The following is a 16,519-nucleotide window of genomic DNA, read 5'->3' as shown; positions in this document are numbered from 1 at the left end:
GTAATTTTATAATAAGAAAAAAAATGCCATTTGTAAAGATGGCATTTTTACTGATATTTGCTATTCGATTTTGTGCGGTTTGCACGAATTCTGTTGTTTTTGACTGATTCGGAATCTATTTACACATTTTACACACTGATTTTCTGCTCCGGCATCTCTTAGTCTTCTATATTTTCTTCCGGATCATCAATGTTAGCGAGCCGGAATCCAAGTTTGATCTCTACCGGAATGCTTTCATCCCTTTCTATTACATCCAACAGGAGTTCTGCGCCCCGGATTCCACTGGTCTTATAGCCAAAATGCACTGTTGGTATTCCACCTGTTACCGCCTTTAAAAGCTGATTATCGCCAAATCCGGTAACCTGAATCGATGTATTTTCTAATATATAACGGAATCTGGATCCTGTGTCTTCTACATTCTTCGGAATCTGACTTCCGGCATAAGTATGAATCGCTTCGATTGCCCCGGCTGCGATTGTATCAGTGGCGCATGATATGATATCGATGTCATGTTTTTCATTCAATAATTCCAGAACCTTTTCATATCCGGATTCTGTCGTGAACTCCGCCACCTTATAATATCCGTCTTTTAATTCTTTTCCCGACCTTTTCAGACCTTCCCGGAATCCATCTTCTCTGGCCGCTCCAGCTGCTTTATCTTCTCTTGATACTCCGATATATGCAATCTCTTTCCGGCTCTTTGCCGCAACCGCACATCCCATGGCCTCCCCTGCGCCGTAATCATCATGATAAATACAGTTCGCATATTTCGTATGCTGACCAATCACAACCACCGGTACTTTCGATTCTTTCAGAAATCTCCGATGTTCCGCCGTGATCATCGTTCCCACAAGAATAATCCCGTCTACCGGATAATTCTCGAACAGACGCATATACTCTATTTCCTTCGCCGGTGTATTATCCGTTCCGGCAAGCAGCATCTTGTGATACACAGAAGCTGCTTCTGACCCTGGCTGATACTGTCTTCGTGAAGCACCGTGTCCAGACCTTTTGGAAGTCTCCGGATGAATTCCCAGCTTCTTGCTTCCTTCGCTGCACGAATGATCTCTTCATCGGTTGCATCCGGTTTTCCAAAGCAGATGTTGTCTCTTACGGTTCCGCTCTTGATCCAGGTATCCTGCAACACCATACCAAAGCTGCTTCTAAGGGCATGTCTGGATACCTCCCGGATGTCCTTTCCATCCACCAGGATCTTTCCTTCATCTACATCATAGAAGCGCATCAGCAAGTTGATAAATGTCGTCTTACCGCATCCTGTCGGACCAACGATTGCAATACGCATACCCGGTTTTACATCCAGATTGAAGTTCTCGATCAGTTCTTTTTCTTTATCATAACTAAATGCCACATCGTCGATTGTAACATTGCCATCAACTGTAGCAAATGCGCCTTCCGCATCCAATGTCTCTTCTTTCTGCTCTAACAGATCAAAGATACGGTCCGCACATGCCAGCGCATTCTGCATCTCTGTGACTACCGAACTGATATCGTTGAACGGCTTCATATACTGGTTCGCATACGCTAACAGTACAGAAAGTCCTCCGACCGTCAGCGTGCCGCCCGGTATCAGAAATGCTCCAAGTAAAGCCACTCCGGCGTAAATGATATTATTGACGAATCGTGTGGACGGGTTCGTTAAACTGCTGTAGAACACTGCTTTCTGGCTGTAGTTCTGCAGTTCTTTATTGATCTCATCAAATCTTCTGGATGATTCTTTCTCGTACCCAAATGCTTTTACTACTTTCTGTCCGCCGATCATTTCTTCAATCAGTGCGGTCTGCCGTCCTCTGGTCTCACTCTGCTTCCGGAACATCGTATAAGACCTGGAAGAAATGAATTTCGCCACTACGAAACTAAATGGTGTCAGTACGATCACCAGCAGTGTTACCCACACATTCTTAGAGAACATGAAAATCAGTGTCACAACGATCGTCACGATTCCTGAAAATAACTGTGTAAATCCCAACAACAGACCATCGGATAAGATATCTGTATCTGCAATGACACGGCTTACAATATCTCCGGTGCTGTGCTGATCCAGATAAGACAACGGCAGTACCTGGATATGACGGATTGCCTGTGAACGGATATCCTGCACGATCCGGTAAGTCATCCGGTTGTTCAACAGATTCATGAACCACGTAGCAAATGCTGATATCACGATAAAAATCAGAATCTGCTTCAGATAATACCACATCATATCAAAGTTCACCTGATGTGCCGATACAACTTCATCAATTGCATCACCGAATAAAACCGGCACATATAACTGCAATACTACAGAGATTGCAGCAAAGATTACACTGAATGCAAGGAAAATCTTATACTTTCCTATGAGCTTTAATAATTTCTTCATTACTCTGCCGCTCCTTTCTCTGCCTTCTCTGTCATTTTATCCGCTTTGTCCAAATCTTTTCCGGTTTCCTTTGAAGATTTAACTGCAGCCGGACGTTCTTCCGGGAACTGTGAATAATAGATCTCCTGATAGGTCTCACAAATCTCCATCAGTTCTTCATGGGTTCCCTGTCCTGCCAGCTCACCGTCCTCCATAACCAGGATCTTGTCTGCCTGACGGATACCGGAAATTCTCTGAGATACCAGGAAGGTTGTCACATTGCCTTCCAGTTCACCGATTGCTTTACGAAGTGCTGCGTCTGTCGCAAAATCCAGCGCACTTAAGCTGTCGTCCAGAATCAATATCTCAGGCTTGCTGACCAGTGCACGTGCGATCGTCAGACGCTGCTTCTGTCCGCCGGACAGGTTACGTCCGTTCTGTTCTACTTCAAAATCAAGCTTTCCAGGCTTAGCTTCTACAACATCTTTTGCCTGAGCGATTGTGATTGCTTTCCACAGATCTTCATCTGAAGCCTGATCATTGCCCCACTTCAGATTGTCGCGGATACTTCCTTTGAACAGGATGGAACGTTGCTGTACCACTCCGATCTCACTGCAAAGTTCTCCTTGCGGATAGTCCTTTGCATTGATACCATTTACTTTTACCGTTCCTTCCTGTGGATCATAGAATCTCGGGATCAGGCTGACCAGTGTACTCTTACCACTTCCGGTTCCTCCGATGATTCCGATCGTCTGTCCTTTCTTCGCACGGAAGGTGATGTCCGATAAGCTGGATGCTCCGGCACCTTCGTATGTGAAGGTGACGTGGTTGAACTCAACTGCCAGATTACTGTCGGCCTGATCATTCTCGCCGTCTGTCTCATATTTTCTTTGATCAGCATTTATCTGTTCATTCTTCATCTGCTCAGCCGCCACTTTGTATTCCATGCTGGACTTCACATCCAGAATACCGGCCACACGGTCTGCGCAAGCCATTGATTTGTTCAACGTAATGATCAGGGATGCCAGCTTGATCAGTTCTACGATAATCTGTGCCATATAGTTATACAGCGCTACTACCTGTCCCTGCTGCAGATTCCCGATATTGACCTGCACTCCGGCACGCGCGATCAGTAACACAGTTGCTCCGTTAATCAATACATACGTGAGCGGATTCAGAAGGGCAGAAATTCTTCCTACGAACTCATTCAATCTTGTAAGTTCTCTGTTTCCTTCTTCGAATTCTTCCACCGACTGTTCTTCCCTGCAGAATGCACGGATGACACGGATACCTGTCAGATTCTCTCTCGTAAGTCCTGTCACACAGTCCAGACCTGCCTGTACTTTCTTGAACAGCGGAATACTGATCAGCATAATCGAAAATACAACGACAAACAGGATCGGTACTGTCACTACAAAGATCAGTGCACAGCGTACATTGATGGTAAATGCCATCACCATCGCACCGATTACGACAAACGGACTTCTAAGTAACAGACGCAGTCCCATGTTAATTCCGTTCTGCACCTGGTTCACATCGTCCGTCAGTCTCGTGATCAGTGTGTCTGTTCCGAGCGTATCCAGTTCTGTAAATGACAATCCCTGGATATGGTCGAACATTGCCTGTCTGACGCTGGTCGCAAATCCAACACTTGCCTTTGCGGCAAAGAACTGTGCGGTAAAACTGCACAACAGTCCGACTGCTGCCATGAGCAGTAACACGAAAAACATTTCCACAATATATCCATAGTCATTCTTCGCAACGCCCACATCAATAATCTGAGCTACCACAACAGGAACCATAAGGTCGAACACGACTTCCAATAATTTGAATAGCGGTGCCAGAATACTCTCTCTGCGGTAAGGTCTCAGAAACTTCTCAAGACGCTTCATTTCTTTCACTCCATTCCTTTTTCCGATAACTAATAAGTCATCGCTATCTACTTATTATAATATCCCTTGACTGTTTTATTATAGTCCGTTATCATTGATATGAATAATATTGTTTTTATAGCTTTGCAATACAAAAAATATATAAGGCAGGTAATCCAACATGGAACTCAGACAGTTAGAATATTTCCGCGAGATTGCATCCACCGGCAGCATCAACGAAGCTGCAAGACACTTAAATATGTCCCAGCCTCCGCTCAGCTACCAGATCCGTCAGCTGGAAAATGAATTAAATGTAAAACTTTTCGACCGCACCAGCAAGGGCGTTACTCTTACTGAAGCCGGAAAGCTTCTCTACGACCGATCCGGTAATCTGCTGGAATACGCCAGATCTACTGAGCTCGAGGTCTCGAAAACCGGGAAAAAACGGATCCTGCGTATCGGTCTGACTCCCACAACTGTAGATACCATCATGCCTTATATTTCCCAGTTTTCGAAAAAAAATCCCGACGTGAACTTTGAAGTCCACGACGGGATCACTTATTCGCTTTATCAGTATCTTCTGGACGGGATCATCGATATCTCCGTTGCCAGAACACCACTGCGTCTTGACGAGGTGTCTTATATGGAATTGTGTTCTGAGCCGATGATTGCAGTATCAGCACCCAAAAATATGGTTTCAAAGACCGCTGACGTTACCACAGATACACCGCATAATTCTTCGAAACACAATGCGGTTTCTTCCTTAAAGCTCTCCGATCTTTTACATAGACCGCTGATCTTATACCGGAGATACGAAGAACTCATCATGAATACCTTTCATGCCCAGAATATGAATCCGGACATCTTCTGTGTCTGCGATGATCCCAGAGGTGCCATGCTGTGGGCGAAAGAAGATCTTGCAACTGCCATCTTTCCGCAGTCCATGGCCAGCTTGTGTGACGGACTTTGTATACAAGAATTGGATGAGCCGGATCTTATAACTAAGATACTTCTGATCTGGGCGAAGGGAAAGAAACCGGTGCCGCTGGTGCAGGAATTTCTGGATGTGTGTGGTGAGCATTAGCACATTAGAGCTTGCGGCTCACCCACCATATACCAATTATAAGATATACCGCCATCATTCCTAATATGGCAGATGTTGCAACCAGTTGATTCATATTTTCCAAAGCAACTACTAACAGCAGAAGTACAATTTCGCCACACCAATAGGACCAGATACATTTCCTTTTTCCGTAATCAGTAATCCAAGTTTTGGAATCCACGATCCAGAGTAAATTGATGAATATTCCAAAACCAATAGATACAATTAGAGAAGTGGCCGCTTCCGCTGACATATTTATCATTCCATTTTTTACAAATACAATACATAACACCAATAAATCATACGCCAATAACAATATGCCATTTCTTTTCAATGATTTGATACTTTTCTGCATATCCATCTCTCCTCTCCAAATAGAAATCTTAGATAAACCCATCTACTTCTTCCTGCAGATTTACTCCATGAGAGAATACATAGGCTAAACATAAAACAATAATTCCAAAAATGAATCCTCTCACTTCAAAATTGATATCTTTCAGTCCATTCATTTTAATCAATACTCCGCAAATATAAACGACCACATTCTGAATCGTCGGCATTACTATACTGTAAATTCCTATTTTCTTTACTCTTTCTATATTTTCTGCTGTAAACGGTGTGCCCATTTCTGGTTGTTCCTTTGTGCCTTCCAGTGACTTCAGTATTTTATGAACGTTGCGAAAAATCAGGGCCAGTAATATAGATGTTGCTCCCAACAGCAGAAGCCACACGGATACCAGATGCATCCGCATATTTCCCTTTGCATCAATCAGTGTAAAGAACATCCCGTAGGCATTCATCATGGTATCCTGTTTGATGCCGAATATAGCCCCGTTAATGTGCACGCTGTGCATAGGTATAGCCGATCCCGCCCAAAGTAATACGATACCATCGAACCAATGTAAGATTTCCAGAAATCTCATCAGACTGGTCAGTGGTTTCCGGAATTTTTCAAAACTTTTCATCTTCATATTATTCACCCTCCTCTTCATCCAGATTTCCATCAAATTTTAAAATATCACCTACATCACATTGAAGGAAATAACAGATACGATTCATCGTATGCAAACGGATACCTTTGGCTTTTCCGCTTCGGAGTACCGACAGATTGGCCTCGGTAATACCGACTTGTCTGCATAATTCTTTTGAAGTCATTCCCTTCTTTTTCAGGACTTCATCCAAGCATATACGAATTCCCATATTTCCTCCTTTCTGTGTTTGAAAATTATTGTTTTTCGATAATTTATAATTTTATTATAGCAAGGAATTATCGTTTGTCAATAATTTTTACCACGCAATATTCCAACCGTTTTTTTCGTAATTATGTGATTTTTCCAACTTTTCTTATATTTTTAACTCTAAAGAATCTTCTTTCGGCAACTACTTATAAACGCATGGCCCCAAAAAAAGATTATCCGGATAGTTCCCTTTCTCCAGATAATCTTTTCTTCTATGATTCACTATGCTGTTTTATATTCTCGCTTACTCCACTTTCGTCTTCTTCGGCAAAAACAGACTCAAAAGTAACGATACCACAAACACTCCTGCCACTGCATTTCCATTAAACACATCTCCTACCGCACTTGGAAATGCTGCAAAGAAGTTCCCGGATGTCTGTGTCAGACCAACTCCGATACTAAATGACAGTGACACGATAATCATTGTTCTGTCATCGAATTTACATTCTTTCAGCATCTTGATTCCTTCATACATGATCGATCCAAACATCATAACTGTACATCCGCCAAGCACCGCCTGTGGAAGTGAATTGAAGAATGCTCCAAGCGGCGGGAATAAAGATGCAAGTATCAGAATCAGTGCTCCCATCAGAATCGTAAAACGGTTGATCACCTGTGTCATCGTCACAAGTCCGATATTCTGACTGAATGATGTCAGCGGCAGACATCCGAAACATCCGGAGATTGCACTTGAAAATCCATCAACTGCCAGTGAACCGCGAAGTTCTTTCATCTTAAGATCACGTCCAAGTGCTCCCGTACAGACTGCCGTCGTTGCACCTGTCGTCTCTGCTGCCGATACCAGGAATACGATTGCGATCGTAAAAAATGCTCCCAGATTGAATACCGGCTTATGACTGGTCAGGAACACAAGCTTCGGGATACTGAACACACCAACCTCCTGAATCGTCTTATGAATACCGGAAAAGTCAACCATCGGTGCGATTCCCGCTACAGTAAATATAATTGCAAGTGCATAGCCAAATACCAGTCCGACCAGCACATTTAAATTCTTATATACGCCTTTTAGTACTTCTCTGGATACCAGACATACGATCAATGTAAATGCTCCAACGACCAGATGATACCAGGAACCGAAGTCTTTCACTCCATTTCCGCCGCCCCAGGAATCCATACCTACCGGCAGAAGTGATAATCCAATCGCGATAACTACACAAGCCGATACAACCGGAGTCAGATATTTTCTCCAGTACTTGGCACTCAGTCCAACAAAACCTTCAAAAATACCACCCAGAATAACTGCACCAACCATACCTTCATATCCAAGATTCGGATTCGTTGCAATTACCAACAGACTTCCAAGAAACGTAAAACTGACTCCCATAATAATCGGAAGTCCTGATCCGATCACTCCAATCGGATATAACTGTAAACAGGTTCCGATTCCGGCTACAAACATCGCACACTGCAATAACTGTGTAATCTCCGCCGAACTTAAATGCGCCCCATTACTTCTAAGTACTGCCGCACTACACACGATCAGTACCGGAGCCAGATTCGATACGAACATCGCCAGTACATGCTGTAAGCCAAACGGAATGGCTTTTCTAAGTGGAACCCTGCCGTTCAGCTTATAAATATTCTCTTCACTGACCGTCGTTATCTGTTCTTCTTTGTTGCTTTCCATGACATTTCCTCATTCTCTCTGTAAAATTTTATTTATTATAAATTTAACTTATATTTTACGAGAAAGCAACCGTGGAAGTAATAAATCCATTTATTACTTTTAAAAGAAGACTATTGCATCTGCAACAGCCTTCCTGATTTTGCTCAATTTTCTTTTTTTGTTTCTTCTATAATTCGTTGAATTGTAGTTACCGCTTCCTCCAATTCATCCGCAATTTGTTCTATAGGCTTTCCTTTTTTCAACTTCTTTCTAATCTGATTTTCCAGAAGACTCCGTTCTCCAAGTTCAATTCCAGCTTCTACCCCAGCCTCATACTCCGCTTTCCGTAATTTTTTCTCTTCAAATTCTTTATCATACTCATAGATGCTCACTTTGATCACCTCAGCCTTATTCTTCATCAAAAATTCTGCCAGAATTCCTTCCTCTATGCATTCATCTACCGCTCGCGTAACTGCTTCTTCCAGAGGAATATTCTGCGTCACATATTTTCTTACCCTCGCAACATATTTAGCATATTCCTTTAATGTTCTGCAGTGTTCCATCAGTTCTAGATTATGACCATCATTTACATTCAACATAGTCACCCTTAATTCCAGATCCGGATTATCCGTCGGGTTCTCATAAGCTGAAGATAATCGGAATTCATTATAATCGTCTACCTTTTTCGTCCCATTATAAAACACAATAAATCTTGGTGTCGGTATCTTTTGTATTACCGTTGAATATAAAGATTTCTGAACTACTAATCTTTGATATTCATCCGCAATATAGAATAAATTTCTAAGCGGAATATTCGGGTTATACGTCGACTGGTGCTCATACAAATATAAATTCATATCCATAATAAATGCCAGATCATTTTTCATTCCCATATAAATTGCATTTTTTAATGTGACAATCTGCAAATCTTCTGCATTAGTATAATTCCGACCATTCACTGCATTATACAATGATAGCAGATTTTCTTTATCATGATACAACATTCGAAAAATCGTATCTTTGTATGGCCGTTTTGCCTTTAACTGACGGTTGTTTACCTGATACTTTTTGTTGCGTCTCTTCTGACTCTTTCTTCTCGCCATATTTAATTCCTCCTATGTGCAGGAGGATATCTTACTTACACGTTCAGTCCTCTCCTGCTTTTTACAATTGATTGGTATAAAAAGCATAGATTTCTGAAATGTAATTAGAATGTAGATGGTATATGATTCAATATACCTTAGATTTCTTTTGAAGTATGCTTTTATATAGATTAACATACAAGTAAATATTATTCAATATATTTTTTCAGATAAATTAAACAGCAAAAAAATTCAACTTCGTCTCATCAAACGTAATCTTCTGCCCTTTCCTTCTAAAATACTCCTCCACAACCTGATACATCTCCTCATACCGTCCTTCGCATGCACAATTTCCCAACGGTTCGATCCAACATGACTGCTTCCCACAGGCATCTCTTAAGTGGACTTTAAAATTCAGTCCTTTCTCCTCCAGCAATCCGTTCACTTCAATAATTTCATTAAATGTAATATAATTCATATCTGCTATCTCCTCCAGTTCTTTCCACTATAGTATCCGGCTGCATTGAATATCGTTGCGAATACATTGATCATCTTGTTCGACGTATACACTGCATGATACCGGTTATATTTTCCCCAGTCTGCATTCGCCAGTGTCCATGTTCCGGATACAGCAGCAAGATAAATAACAGCACACAAAAATCCCACGATAAGTTCGCCTGTTGCCATCAAGTGTCCATACTTCTGATTCAGCATCTGTGCTATCACTCCTGCCATGATCAGGCTTGCAAGCATACTGATCCAGAGTTTGTTCAGAATATAGCGGTTCAGCTTTGAGCCCATCCACAATATAATTGCAAGAATAAATGCCCCGCCATACAGGTAGATTACATACTGCTTCAATACCGCTGTATCACGACACACAATATATCCTCTTCCCATCACTGTTCCGATTGTAAAAAGTCCGACAGGCTGTACAACTGCCCCCAGAAGCAACAATGTCAGATGCACTTTCATATTCGCCGAACATGTTCCTATGATCAGCAGACCTACCACAGCTGCAAGTGAAATCAGCCCGACATAAAGATGTGTTCCGATATAATCCTTCGGAAGCAGCCATATAGATATCACACTTAAGATCGTTCCTGCAATAAAAAAGCATGCAATCTCATTGTTCATCTCATCCCTGCTTAATTTCTTCTGTACAATATCCTCTTTCAAAAGAATTGCCAGACGTACCTGCCACTCTTCTTTTTCTTCCTCAATCTCAAGCTGATCGATCGATGTAATATCAAGCTTACTTTTCAGTGCTTTCTGGCAGGTCAGTTTCGTTTCCTTTAATGTACGTTCTTCTTTTTCGATCTCGTCTAGTCTACGGGATAAAGCTTCCTGCAAGGTCAGTCTGTCTTCATAGATTTCTTTGATCTCCTGTACCGGAATACCGATCAGACGCAACTTTTTAATTTCCTGAAGCTGTTCTACATCTGCTTCTGAATACTCCCGGTAATTATTTTCCTGATTACGTGCCGGATGGATCAGTCCTTCTTCTTCGTAGAATCTTATATTCGCCTTGGAAATGCCAACCTGTTTTTCTACATCTTTAATCTTCATAAAGTGACACCTTCTTTCCATTTTTCCAGTCTGCTTCTGTAATGATTTCTTTGCGGTGTTTTATCGTCTTGTACTTTACTTTTCCAAACAAACCTTTCTGCTCTTTACAATAAATGATATGAAGCGCCATATGAAATTTCTGGTTCTCATCTTCCAACTCATGACTGTATTCCAGATGAGTCGCACTGTAACGAAGCAGAAGCACTTCACCGGCTCCCACCGGTACATTCCCACCATCCACAGACATAACCTGAAATGTAATGGTTCCCGGTATTTCAATTTCTTTTAATTCAATCCGTTCTTTTATTATTGTCTGAAGCTCAGAAACAATTTTATTTCTTTCTTCAAGCTTTCCCGTATCTTCCATACTCTCACCTTCCCCTGTTCCGGATATCTGTATCCTTCTCTCTTTTTGTTAAGGTGATTCTATTCCTTCAAGCCGCTTGAAGGTCAAGAGATTCACCATATTTTTTCCCATTTCTTCTATTTTTTGTCTTTATTCGTATTCCCGCTCGACTTTTTCCTCTGCTATCCGCTCTGTCTCTTCGATTGCTTCCTTATATCCGTTCAGGGCCGCAAATGGTGTAAACTGAGCCGCCCGATCTGCTGTCGGCATCGGCGGATGTGTCTCTGATACATGATGCGGAAAGCCCAGAATATCACCATATTTCCGCTGTACTTCCAGTACCGATTTCTGCAATTTTCCAGAAAATTCTATCCTGTTTTCCTTAGAAATATTTTTTACCGATTCTCTTTCTTGCAGAATCTGTTTTGTTGAAATATTTTCTTTCGAAATATTTTCATTTCTCACGCTTTATGTCCTCCGATCTGCCGGTTCCGTTCCATCGCAGTTCCATCCTCCTGCAGATTCATTCCTTTTAAGATTGCATTCTTCCCATATTTTTTCTTGATATCCAGCATCGCCTTCTGCATCTTCTTTTCCCGTTCCAGCTTCTCATTCTTCTCTTCCTTTTCCTTCTTTGCAATTCCAAAATCTGTAAAAAGATTCATCTGTTCATACTGCTGTTCTTCCTGGACCTCTTTCTCACTGATCACATGATTCGCTGCCATCGTAATCCGGCGGATCAGAAGATCCGGATTCACAATTTCATGATACAGCTTTACACCTGCCTGTGTCATCAGCCTCGATGAAGAAGTATGCTGCTTCAGATTAGCGGTTCCGTGTGCATGTTTCGGCAGCTTCCTGCCGTACCAATCTGTCGTGATCTCCCCTACATTTTTCTTCGTTCCTTGTTCCAGATTCTTGATGTCGTATCCAATCGTCAGAACGATCTGATCCGTTACGAGACGTTTATCTACCAGATCCAATGCCAGCTGATCGATCATTTCCTTTACCACGATCTTCGTCTGCTCGAAATTATATGGACAATGCAGTACCTGTCCCGCACCCATACTGTTATTTTCGGGCTTATACGCCTTCACATCTGCGATCGTGCATGGCTCCCATCCCCATGCATGGTCAATCAGAAGTTCTGCATTCACCCCAAATAGCCGGTACAGCAAATCTTCATTATAATATTCCCCCGGCTTACCAAGAGAACATCTTGCCACATCTCCCATGGTAAATAATCCGACTTCCGCAAGCTTCTTCGCATACCCCGGGCCCACACGCCAGAAATCCGTGATCGGCTGGTGCGCCCACAAAAGCTTCCTATAAGAAATTTCTGTAAGTTCTGCGATCCTCACCCCATTCTGATCCGGCTCAATATGCTTCGCCACAATATCCATGGCAACTTTACACAGGTACAGATTCGTTCCGATTCCGGCCGTTGCCGCAATCGACGTCTCCTGCTGGATCTCCCGAATAATCTTTCCAGCCAGCTCTCTTGCCGTCATCCGGTAAGTATTCAGGTAATCGGTCACATCCATGAATACCTCGTCAATGGAATAGACATGGATATCCTCCGGTGCAACGTATTTCAGATAAATGTTGTAGATCTCCGTACTGCATTTCATATATAATGCCATTCTCGGAACCGCCGTAATATAATCCAGTTCCAATTCCGGATGTAGTTTTATTTCTTCATTATCTACGGAAGCTCCTGCAAACTTCTTTCCGGGTGCCATGCAGATCCGTCTTTTATTCACTTCTTTTACCTTCTGCACGACCTCGAAGAGTCTGGCACGGCCCGGTATCCCGTAGGATTTCAAGGAAGGAGACACTGCCAGACAGATAGTCTTTTCCGTACGGCTTTTGTCCGCTACTACCAGATTGGTCGTCATCGGATCCAGTTCTCTTTCTTTGCATTCTACCGATGCGTAAAATGATTTCAGGTCGATTGCGATATAGCTTCTCCGTCCTTTGTCTGCCATGCCTGTTCTCCTCCTTCCTTTACTCACAAATTCATTCACAAAGTTTTTCTACTTCGAATGTATGTTCTCATTATACCAATATTCTGATTTTTCCACAATACAGAAGCAGTTACAAATTATTTTTTCTAAAACTATTGACCTTCAAGTTACTTGATGGTTTATATTATAGACAACAAAAGAGAAGAAACAAAAAATTGATAAGAATGCCGGCTATTACCAAATTCTCTTAAAGAAAGGGGACATTAAAATGAAGAACGGAACAAGAAACGAAAAAGTTGTCTTTGATATTATTTTTAACTTAATATGCATGATATACATAATCTACAGCTGGATGTCAATTACAAATGTTGGAGTCGTAACTGCACTGACACATAATAATGGTGATGCTATGCTACTGATCTTCGGTGCTGCAATTGTTCTAATCGTCTTTTTTATAATCGATATCATTTCTTTAATATTAGGCAAAAAGCAAAAAGGATATTTGCTGCCGGGGTATGTCGGAGTGTCTATTGGTGTGAAATGTATCGCAATACTATTCCTGGTTTTAGCATATATATTGAAGCTTAAAATCTAAGTACCCGCCACCGGTGGCTTCTTTCAAACACATAGCGCTACAAAGAACCTCCCGCTGGTATCTTCTCTTGTATACTTTGATATTTCAAAAATACGGCCGGCAATATATTCTTACTCATAATCTCAGAATATATGCCGACCGCATTTTCTATCTGCCAAATTATTTATAATCCATCACCAGAAACATCGGTTTGATCGCTACCACTTCGTCATACTCTTCTTTCTCGACGACTACGCTGGAATTCAACGCTTTCAGATCTTTTTTCAAAACCTGCAATGCTTCCGGAATATTTCTCGCACGCCCTTCTTTCATAATTTCCTGCATTCTCTTTAGCACAATCGGATGTGCATAGTGAGCCGGTACCGGAAAATCCGGATACACTCTGATATACTCTTCCATCTGACTGATCGATTCCGTCAGCCGCTTCTCAATATAATTCTTATTATTCTTCGAAGTCGGAAGTACATTCGCTCCGGCAAATAAGAAGATTGCAGCCAGACCAAACAAAAGGAAATACATTCCAAATCCTGCATGGGTCGTCAATGCATAGATACCATAGACGAATGCCGCACCGCCCATCAGTACGATTGCAAGAGCTACCCATTTATACGCCGGGTTACTTCTGTCATAAGTACGCTTTTTCTTCGCCGACTGACTCAAGTCCATATAGATATCCGATTGCTTTTTCAGATACTGTTCTGCCTGCTCCAGCTTCACGAGACATCTTTTTGTTTCTTCCGATACATTTCTTTCTCTTTGCTTTTCTGCCAGCCATCTTTCCTTCTCTGCCAGCTTTCTCTCAGCCTCAAGACTGTGTACCGGAATATCCGGATATTCTTCTTCTATGTACGCAAGAAATCTGTCCACATCTTCTTCATGTTTGAAATTGCATTGCTTTTCTTTTCCGTCCTCATATACGACCACAAGATAGGATAATGTACCGAATACTCCTTTTCCTGTAAATCCACCCTTACTCATGGCGATTCTTTTGAAGATCCTTTTTACAGAACTGATCGGTATGTAATACCTTCTGTCAATATAGAAACTGCTAAGATACACCGCCTTTTTTCCAATGCCACAAGGTCCGATCTTCTTACATTCTTTTTTATCTTTTATTAATTCTTCATCCGGAATCGATACATTACCCAGTCTTCGTGGTTTCATCTTTTCATCATCTCATTTCTGTCAATTCATTCTGCCTTTTTATGTATTCAAATTACGCTGTCTTACAACTATGCTTTCATTGGTTTCTTTGTAGCATGGATAAAGATTCCAAGGAATGCTGCTGCCAGAATAATTCCTACCGGATAAGCAACCTTCGTAGAAAGTCCCAGGCACTCTTCTGCACAGAAGAAATATGTCATGGAAACTGCACTCATGAATGTTGCCGGTACCGCTGTGATCCAGTAATTCTTCTTCTCGCGGAACAGATACATACTTGCTGTCCACAGAACGATCATAGCAAGTGTCTGGTTTGTCCAGCTGAAGTATCTCCATACGATTGCATAATCCAGATGTCCGACAAATGCTCCGACTGCCAGAAGCGGAACACATAACATCAGACGTTTCTGCATCTTATTCTGATCAACTTTGAACCAGTCTGCCAGTACCAGACGGGCACTACGGAATGCAGTATCTCCGGAAGTGATCGGGCATACGATAACTCCGATCATTGCAAGTGCAACACCGACACCGCCCATCGTCTTGATACATACATCATAGATTGCTGCTGACTGACCATTTGCAAGAATATCATTCAGACCTGTACTCAGGCCACCTGTAATTTTATAAATGGAACATCCTGCTGCTGCCCAGATCAGTGCGATCACACCTTCTGCAACCATGGCACCATAGAATACGAAATGTCCCTGTTTCTCGGATTTCATACAACGTGCCATCAGTGGTGACTGTGTAGAATGGAATCCGGAAATTGCTCCACATGCTACGGTAATGAACATAAAGCTCCAGATCGGCTTTCCTACCGGATGCATGTTAGTGAAATGCGTCCATATCTCAGGAATCGTATAATTCGGATTCGTGAAAATACCAACGATAACACCGACTGCCATAACGATCAGGCAGATACCAAACAATGGATAGATACGTCCAATGATCTTATCGATTGAAATAAATGTTGCAACAAAGTAATATGCAAGGATGATCCAAAGCCATACTTCCGGGTTAGCCAAGGCTCCCGTCACGCCTTTATTGCCAAGCAATGTAACGATCAGCCCCGCCGGTCCTACTGCAAATACCGTACCAACCATGACCAGAAGTACAACGCTGAATACACGCATCACATTCTTCATTACATTTCCAAGATAAATTCCGCACACTTCGGAAATAGATGCTCCGTCATTTCTTTCAGAAAGCATACCTGAAAAATAGTCATGTACACCACCTGCAAAAATCGTACCAAATGTAATCCACAGGAATACAACCGGTCCCCACAATGCTCCCTGCATAGCTCCAAAGATTGGTCCCAGACCAGCAATATTCAGCAGCTGTACCAGGAACAATTTCCACTGTGGCATTACCACATAATCGACACCGTCATTGATCCGAACCGCCGGTGTCTCTCTGTCATCCGGTGCAAAAGTGTTCTCAACCACTTTACCATAGACAAAATACCCTCCTATAAGTAGCGCCAAGCAAATGATAAAACTAATCATACCAACACCTCCAATGTCTTTCATTTCTTAACATTTCCTTAACCTACCTTCATTATAGGATTTTATGTATTTTTTTCAAGTATTTTTTGATTTT

17 protein-coding genes are annotated in these 16,519 nt (G+C 42.0%); 2 read left to right on the top strand and 15 right to left on the bottom strand.

The window, feature by feature from the left end:
- Window positions 1-158: 158 nt before the first annotated feature.
- Genes NQ508_RS03140 through NQ508_RS03130 form a run of 3 tightly spaced genes read right to left on the bottom strand, consistent with a single transcriptional unit; the run spans window position 159 to window position 4,248 of the window.
- Window positions 159-953, bottom strand: a complete 795-nt coding sequence (locus NQ508_RS03140) for a trehalose repressor (RefSeq protein ID WP_242654756.1) — start codon at window positions 951-953, stop codon at window positions 159-161.
- Window positions 899-2,377 carry an ABC transporter ATP-binding protein gene (locus NQ508_RS03135; RefSeq protein WP_006427823.1) on the bottom strand — a complete coding sequence of 493 codons (1,479 nt, stop codon included), beginning with the start codon at window positions 2,375-2,377 and terminating at the stop codon, window positions 899-901. Before NQ508_RS03135 ends, NQ508_RS03140 begins: the two co-directional genes overlap by 55 nt.
- Window positions 2,377-4,248, bottom strand: coding sequence for an ABC transporter ATP-binding protein (locus NQ508_RS03130; protein ID WP_006427824.1), 1,872 nt, complete (start codon window positions 4,246-4,248; stop codon window positions 2,377-2,379). Before NQ508_RS03130 ends, NQ508_RS03135 begins: the two co-directional genes overlap by 1 nt.
- Window positions 4,249-4,408: 160 nt before the next feature.
- On the opposite strand from NQ508_RS03130, the gene NQ508_RS03125 reads away from it, so the two are divergent.
- Window positions 4,409-5,311 (top strand): LysR family transcriptional regulator, encoded by a 903-nt coding sequence (locus NQ508_RS03125; protein WP_006427825.1) that lies wholly within the window; start codon window positions 4,409-4,411, stop codon window positions 5,309-5,311.
- A 4-nt stretch (window positions 5,312-5,315) separates the two neighbouring features.
- Here NQ508_RS03125 and NQ508_RS03120 read toward each other — a convergent pair whose 3' ends face one another.
- The 10 genes from NQ508_RS03120 to NQ508_RS03075 form a co-directional block, all read right to left on the bottom strand.
- Complete coding sequence (locus NQ508_RS03120; RefSeq protein WP_022415223.1) at window positions 5,316-5,684, bottom strand: hypothetical protein; 369 nt, start codon at window positions 5,682-5,684, stop codon at window positions 5,316-5,318.
- Window positions 5,685-5,712: 28 nt separating this feature from the next.
- Window positions 5,713-6,300, bottom strand: a complete 588-nt coding sequence (locus tag NQ508_RS03115; protein WP_044920160.1) for a DUF2975 domain-containing protein — start codon at window positions 6,298-6,300, stop codon at window positions 5,713-5,715.
- 1 nt (window position 6,301) lies between these two features.
- Window positions 6,302-6,529: a helix-turn-helix domain-containing protein gene (locus NQ508_RS03110; RefSeq protein ID WP_006427828.1), complete on the bottom strand. Its 228-nt coding sequence runs from the start codon at window positions 6,527-6,529 to the stop codon at window positions 6,302-6,304.
- A 282-nt stretch (window positions 6,530-6,811) separates the two neighbouring features.
- A complete protein-coding gene (locus tag NQ508_RS03105; RefSeq protein ID WP_006427829.1) occupies window positions 6,812-8,215 on the bottom strand; it encodes a uracil-xanthine permease family protein in 1,404 nt (467 codons plus the stop codon).
- A gap of 143 nt (window positions 8,216-8,358) precedes the next feature.
- Window positions 8,359-9,297, bottom strand: a complete 939-nt coding sequence (locus NQ508_RS03100; protein ID WP_006427830.1) for an RpnC/YadD family protein — start codon at window positions 9,295-9,297, stop codon at window positions 8,359-8,361.
- Between the two features lie 214 nt (window positions 9,298-9,511).
- The gene (locus NQ508_RS03095; RefSeq protein ID WP_006427831.1) at window positions 9,512-9,754 is read right to left on the bottom strand and encodes an RDAC family protein; all 243 of its coding nucleotides are present in this window, start codon (window positions 9,752-9,754) and stop codon (window positions 9,512-9,514) included.
- A gap of 5 nt (window positions 9,755-9,759) precedes the next feature.
- Window positions 9,760-10,845 carry a MerR family transcriptional regulator gene (locus NQ508_RS03090; protein ID WP_006427832.1) on the bottom strand — a complete coding sequence of 362 codons (1,086 nt, stop codon included), beginning with the start codon at window positions 10,843-10,845 and terminating at the stop codon, window positions 9,760-9,762.
- Entirely contained in the window at window positions 10,835-11,212 is a 378-nt protein-coding gene (locus NQ508_RS03085; protein WP_006427833.1) for a hypothetical protein, read from the bottom strand. Before NQ508_RS03085 ends, NQ508_RS03090 begins: the two co-directional genes overlap by 11 nt.
- Window positions 11,213-11,341: 129 nt before the next feature.
- On the bottom strand, window positions 11,342-11,656 hold the full coding sequence (locus NQ508_RS03080) for a hypothetical protein (RefSeq protein WP_070097841.1): 315 nt from the start codon (window positions 11,654-11,656) through the stop codon (window positions 11,342-11,344).
- Complete coding sequence (locus tag NQ508_RS03075; RefSeq protein WP_006427835.1) at window positions 11,653-13,179, bottom strand: Y-family DNA polymerase; 1,527 nt, start codon at window positions 13,177-13,179, stop codon at window positions 11,653-11,655. Before NQ508_RS03075 ends, NQ508_RS03080 begins: the two co-directional genes overlap by 4 nt.
- 247 nt (window positions 13,180-13,426) lie before the next feature.
- Between NQ508_RS03075 and NQ508_RS03070 the strand changes: the two genes are divergently transcribed.
- On the top strand, window positions 13,427-13,753 hold the full coding sequence (locus tag NQ508_RS03070) for a hypothetical protein (protein ID WP_006427836.1): 327 nt from the start codon (window positions 13,427-13,429) through the stop codon (window positions 13,751-13,753).
- A gap of 159 nt (window positions 13,754-13,912) precedes the next feature.
- Here NQ508_RS03070 and NQ508_RS03065 read toward each other — a convergent pair whose 3' ends face one another.
- Together NQ508_RS03065 and NQ508_RS03060 are read right to left on the bottom strand one after the other, a co-directional pair.
- A complete protein-coding gene (locus NQ508_RS03065; RefSeq protein ID WP_006427837.1) occupies window positions 13,913-14,917 on the bottom strand; it encodes a copper-translocating P-type ATPase in 1,005 nt (334 codons plus the stop codon).
- 68 nt (window positions 14,918-14,985) lie between these two features.
- Window positions 14,986-16,425 (bottom strand): carbon starvation CstA family protein, encoded by a 1,440-nt coding sequence (locus NQ508_RS03060; protein WP_044920181.1) that lies wholly within the window; start codon window positions 16,423-16,425, stop codon window positions 14,986-14,988.
- Between the last annotated feature and the right edge of the window lie 94 nt (window positions 16,426-16,519).

It is taken from the genome of Dorea longicatena, assembly GCF_025150085.1.
Taxonomy (GTDB): domain Bacteria; phylum Bacillota; class Clostridia; order Lachnospirales; family Lachnospiraceae; genus Dorea_A; species Dorea_A longicatena.
This window is presented reverse-complemented; position numbering and strand designations above follow the sequence as displayed.

Bases quoted from the DNA above. Each gene is read 5' to 3' on its own strand.
- NQ508_RS03135 (WP_006427823.1), bottom strand. From the start codon at position 2,377: ATGAAGAAATTATTAAAGCTCATAGGAAAGTATAAGATTTTCCTTGCA.
- NQ508_RS03130 (WP_006427824.1), bottom strand. From the start codon at position 4,248: ATGAAGCGTCTTGAGAAGTTTCTGAGACCTTACCGCAGAGAGAGTATT.
- NQ508_RS03125 (WP_006427825.1), top strand. From the start codon at position 4,409: ATGGAACTCAGACAGTTAGAATATTTCCGCGAGATTGCATCCACCGGC.
- NQ508_RS03120 (WP_022415223.1), bottom strand. From the start codon at position 5,684: ATGCAGAAAAGTATCAAATCATTGAAAAGAAATGGCATATTGTTATTG.
- NQ508_RS03115 (WP_044920160.1), bottom strand. From the start codon at position 6,300: ATGAAGATGAAAAGTTTTGAAAAATTCCGGAAACCACTGACCAGTCTG.
- NQ508_RS03110 (WP_006427828.1), bottom strand. From the start codon at position 6,529: ATGGGAATTCGTATATGCTTGGATGAAGTCCTGAAAAAGAAGGGAATG.
- NQ508_RS03105 (WP_006427829.1), bottom strand. From the start codon at position 8,215: ATGGAAAGCAACAAAGAAGAACAGATAACGACGGTCAGTGAAGAGAAT.
- NQ508_RS03100 (WP_006427830.1), bottom strand. From the start codon at position 9,297: ATGGCGAGAAGAAAGAGTCAGAAGAGACGCAACAAAAAGTATCAGGTA.
- NQ508_RS03095 (WP_006427831.1), bottom strand. From the start codon at position 9,754: ATGAATTATATTACATTTAATGAAATTATTGAAGTGAACGGATTGCTG.
- NQ508_RS03090 (WP_006427832.1), bottom strand. From the start codon at position 10,845: ATGAAGATTAAAGATGTAGAAAAACAGGTTGGCATTTCCAAGGCGAAT.
- NQ508_RS03085 (WP_006427833.1), bottom strand. From the start codon at position 11,212: ATGGAAGATACGGGAAAGCTTGAAGAAAGAAATAAAATTGTTTCTGAG.
- NQ508_RS03075 (WP_006427835.1), bottom strand. From the start codon at position 13,179: ATGGCAGACAAAGGACGGAGAAGCTATATCGCAATCGACCTGAAATCA.
- NQ508_RS03070 (WP_006427836.1), top strand. From the start codon at position 13,427: ATGAAGAACGGAACAAGAAACGAAAAAGTTGTCTTTGATATTATTTTT.
- NQ508_RS03065 (WP_006427837.1), bottom strand. From the start codon at position 14,917: ATGAAACCACGAAGACTGGGTAATGTATCGATTCCGGATGAAGAATTA.
- NQ508_RS03060 (WP_044920181.1), bottom strand. From the start codon at position 16,425: ATGATTAGTTTTATCATTTGCTTGGCGCTACTTATAGGAGGGTATTTT.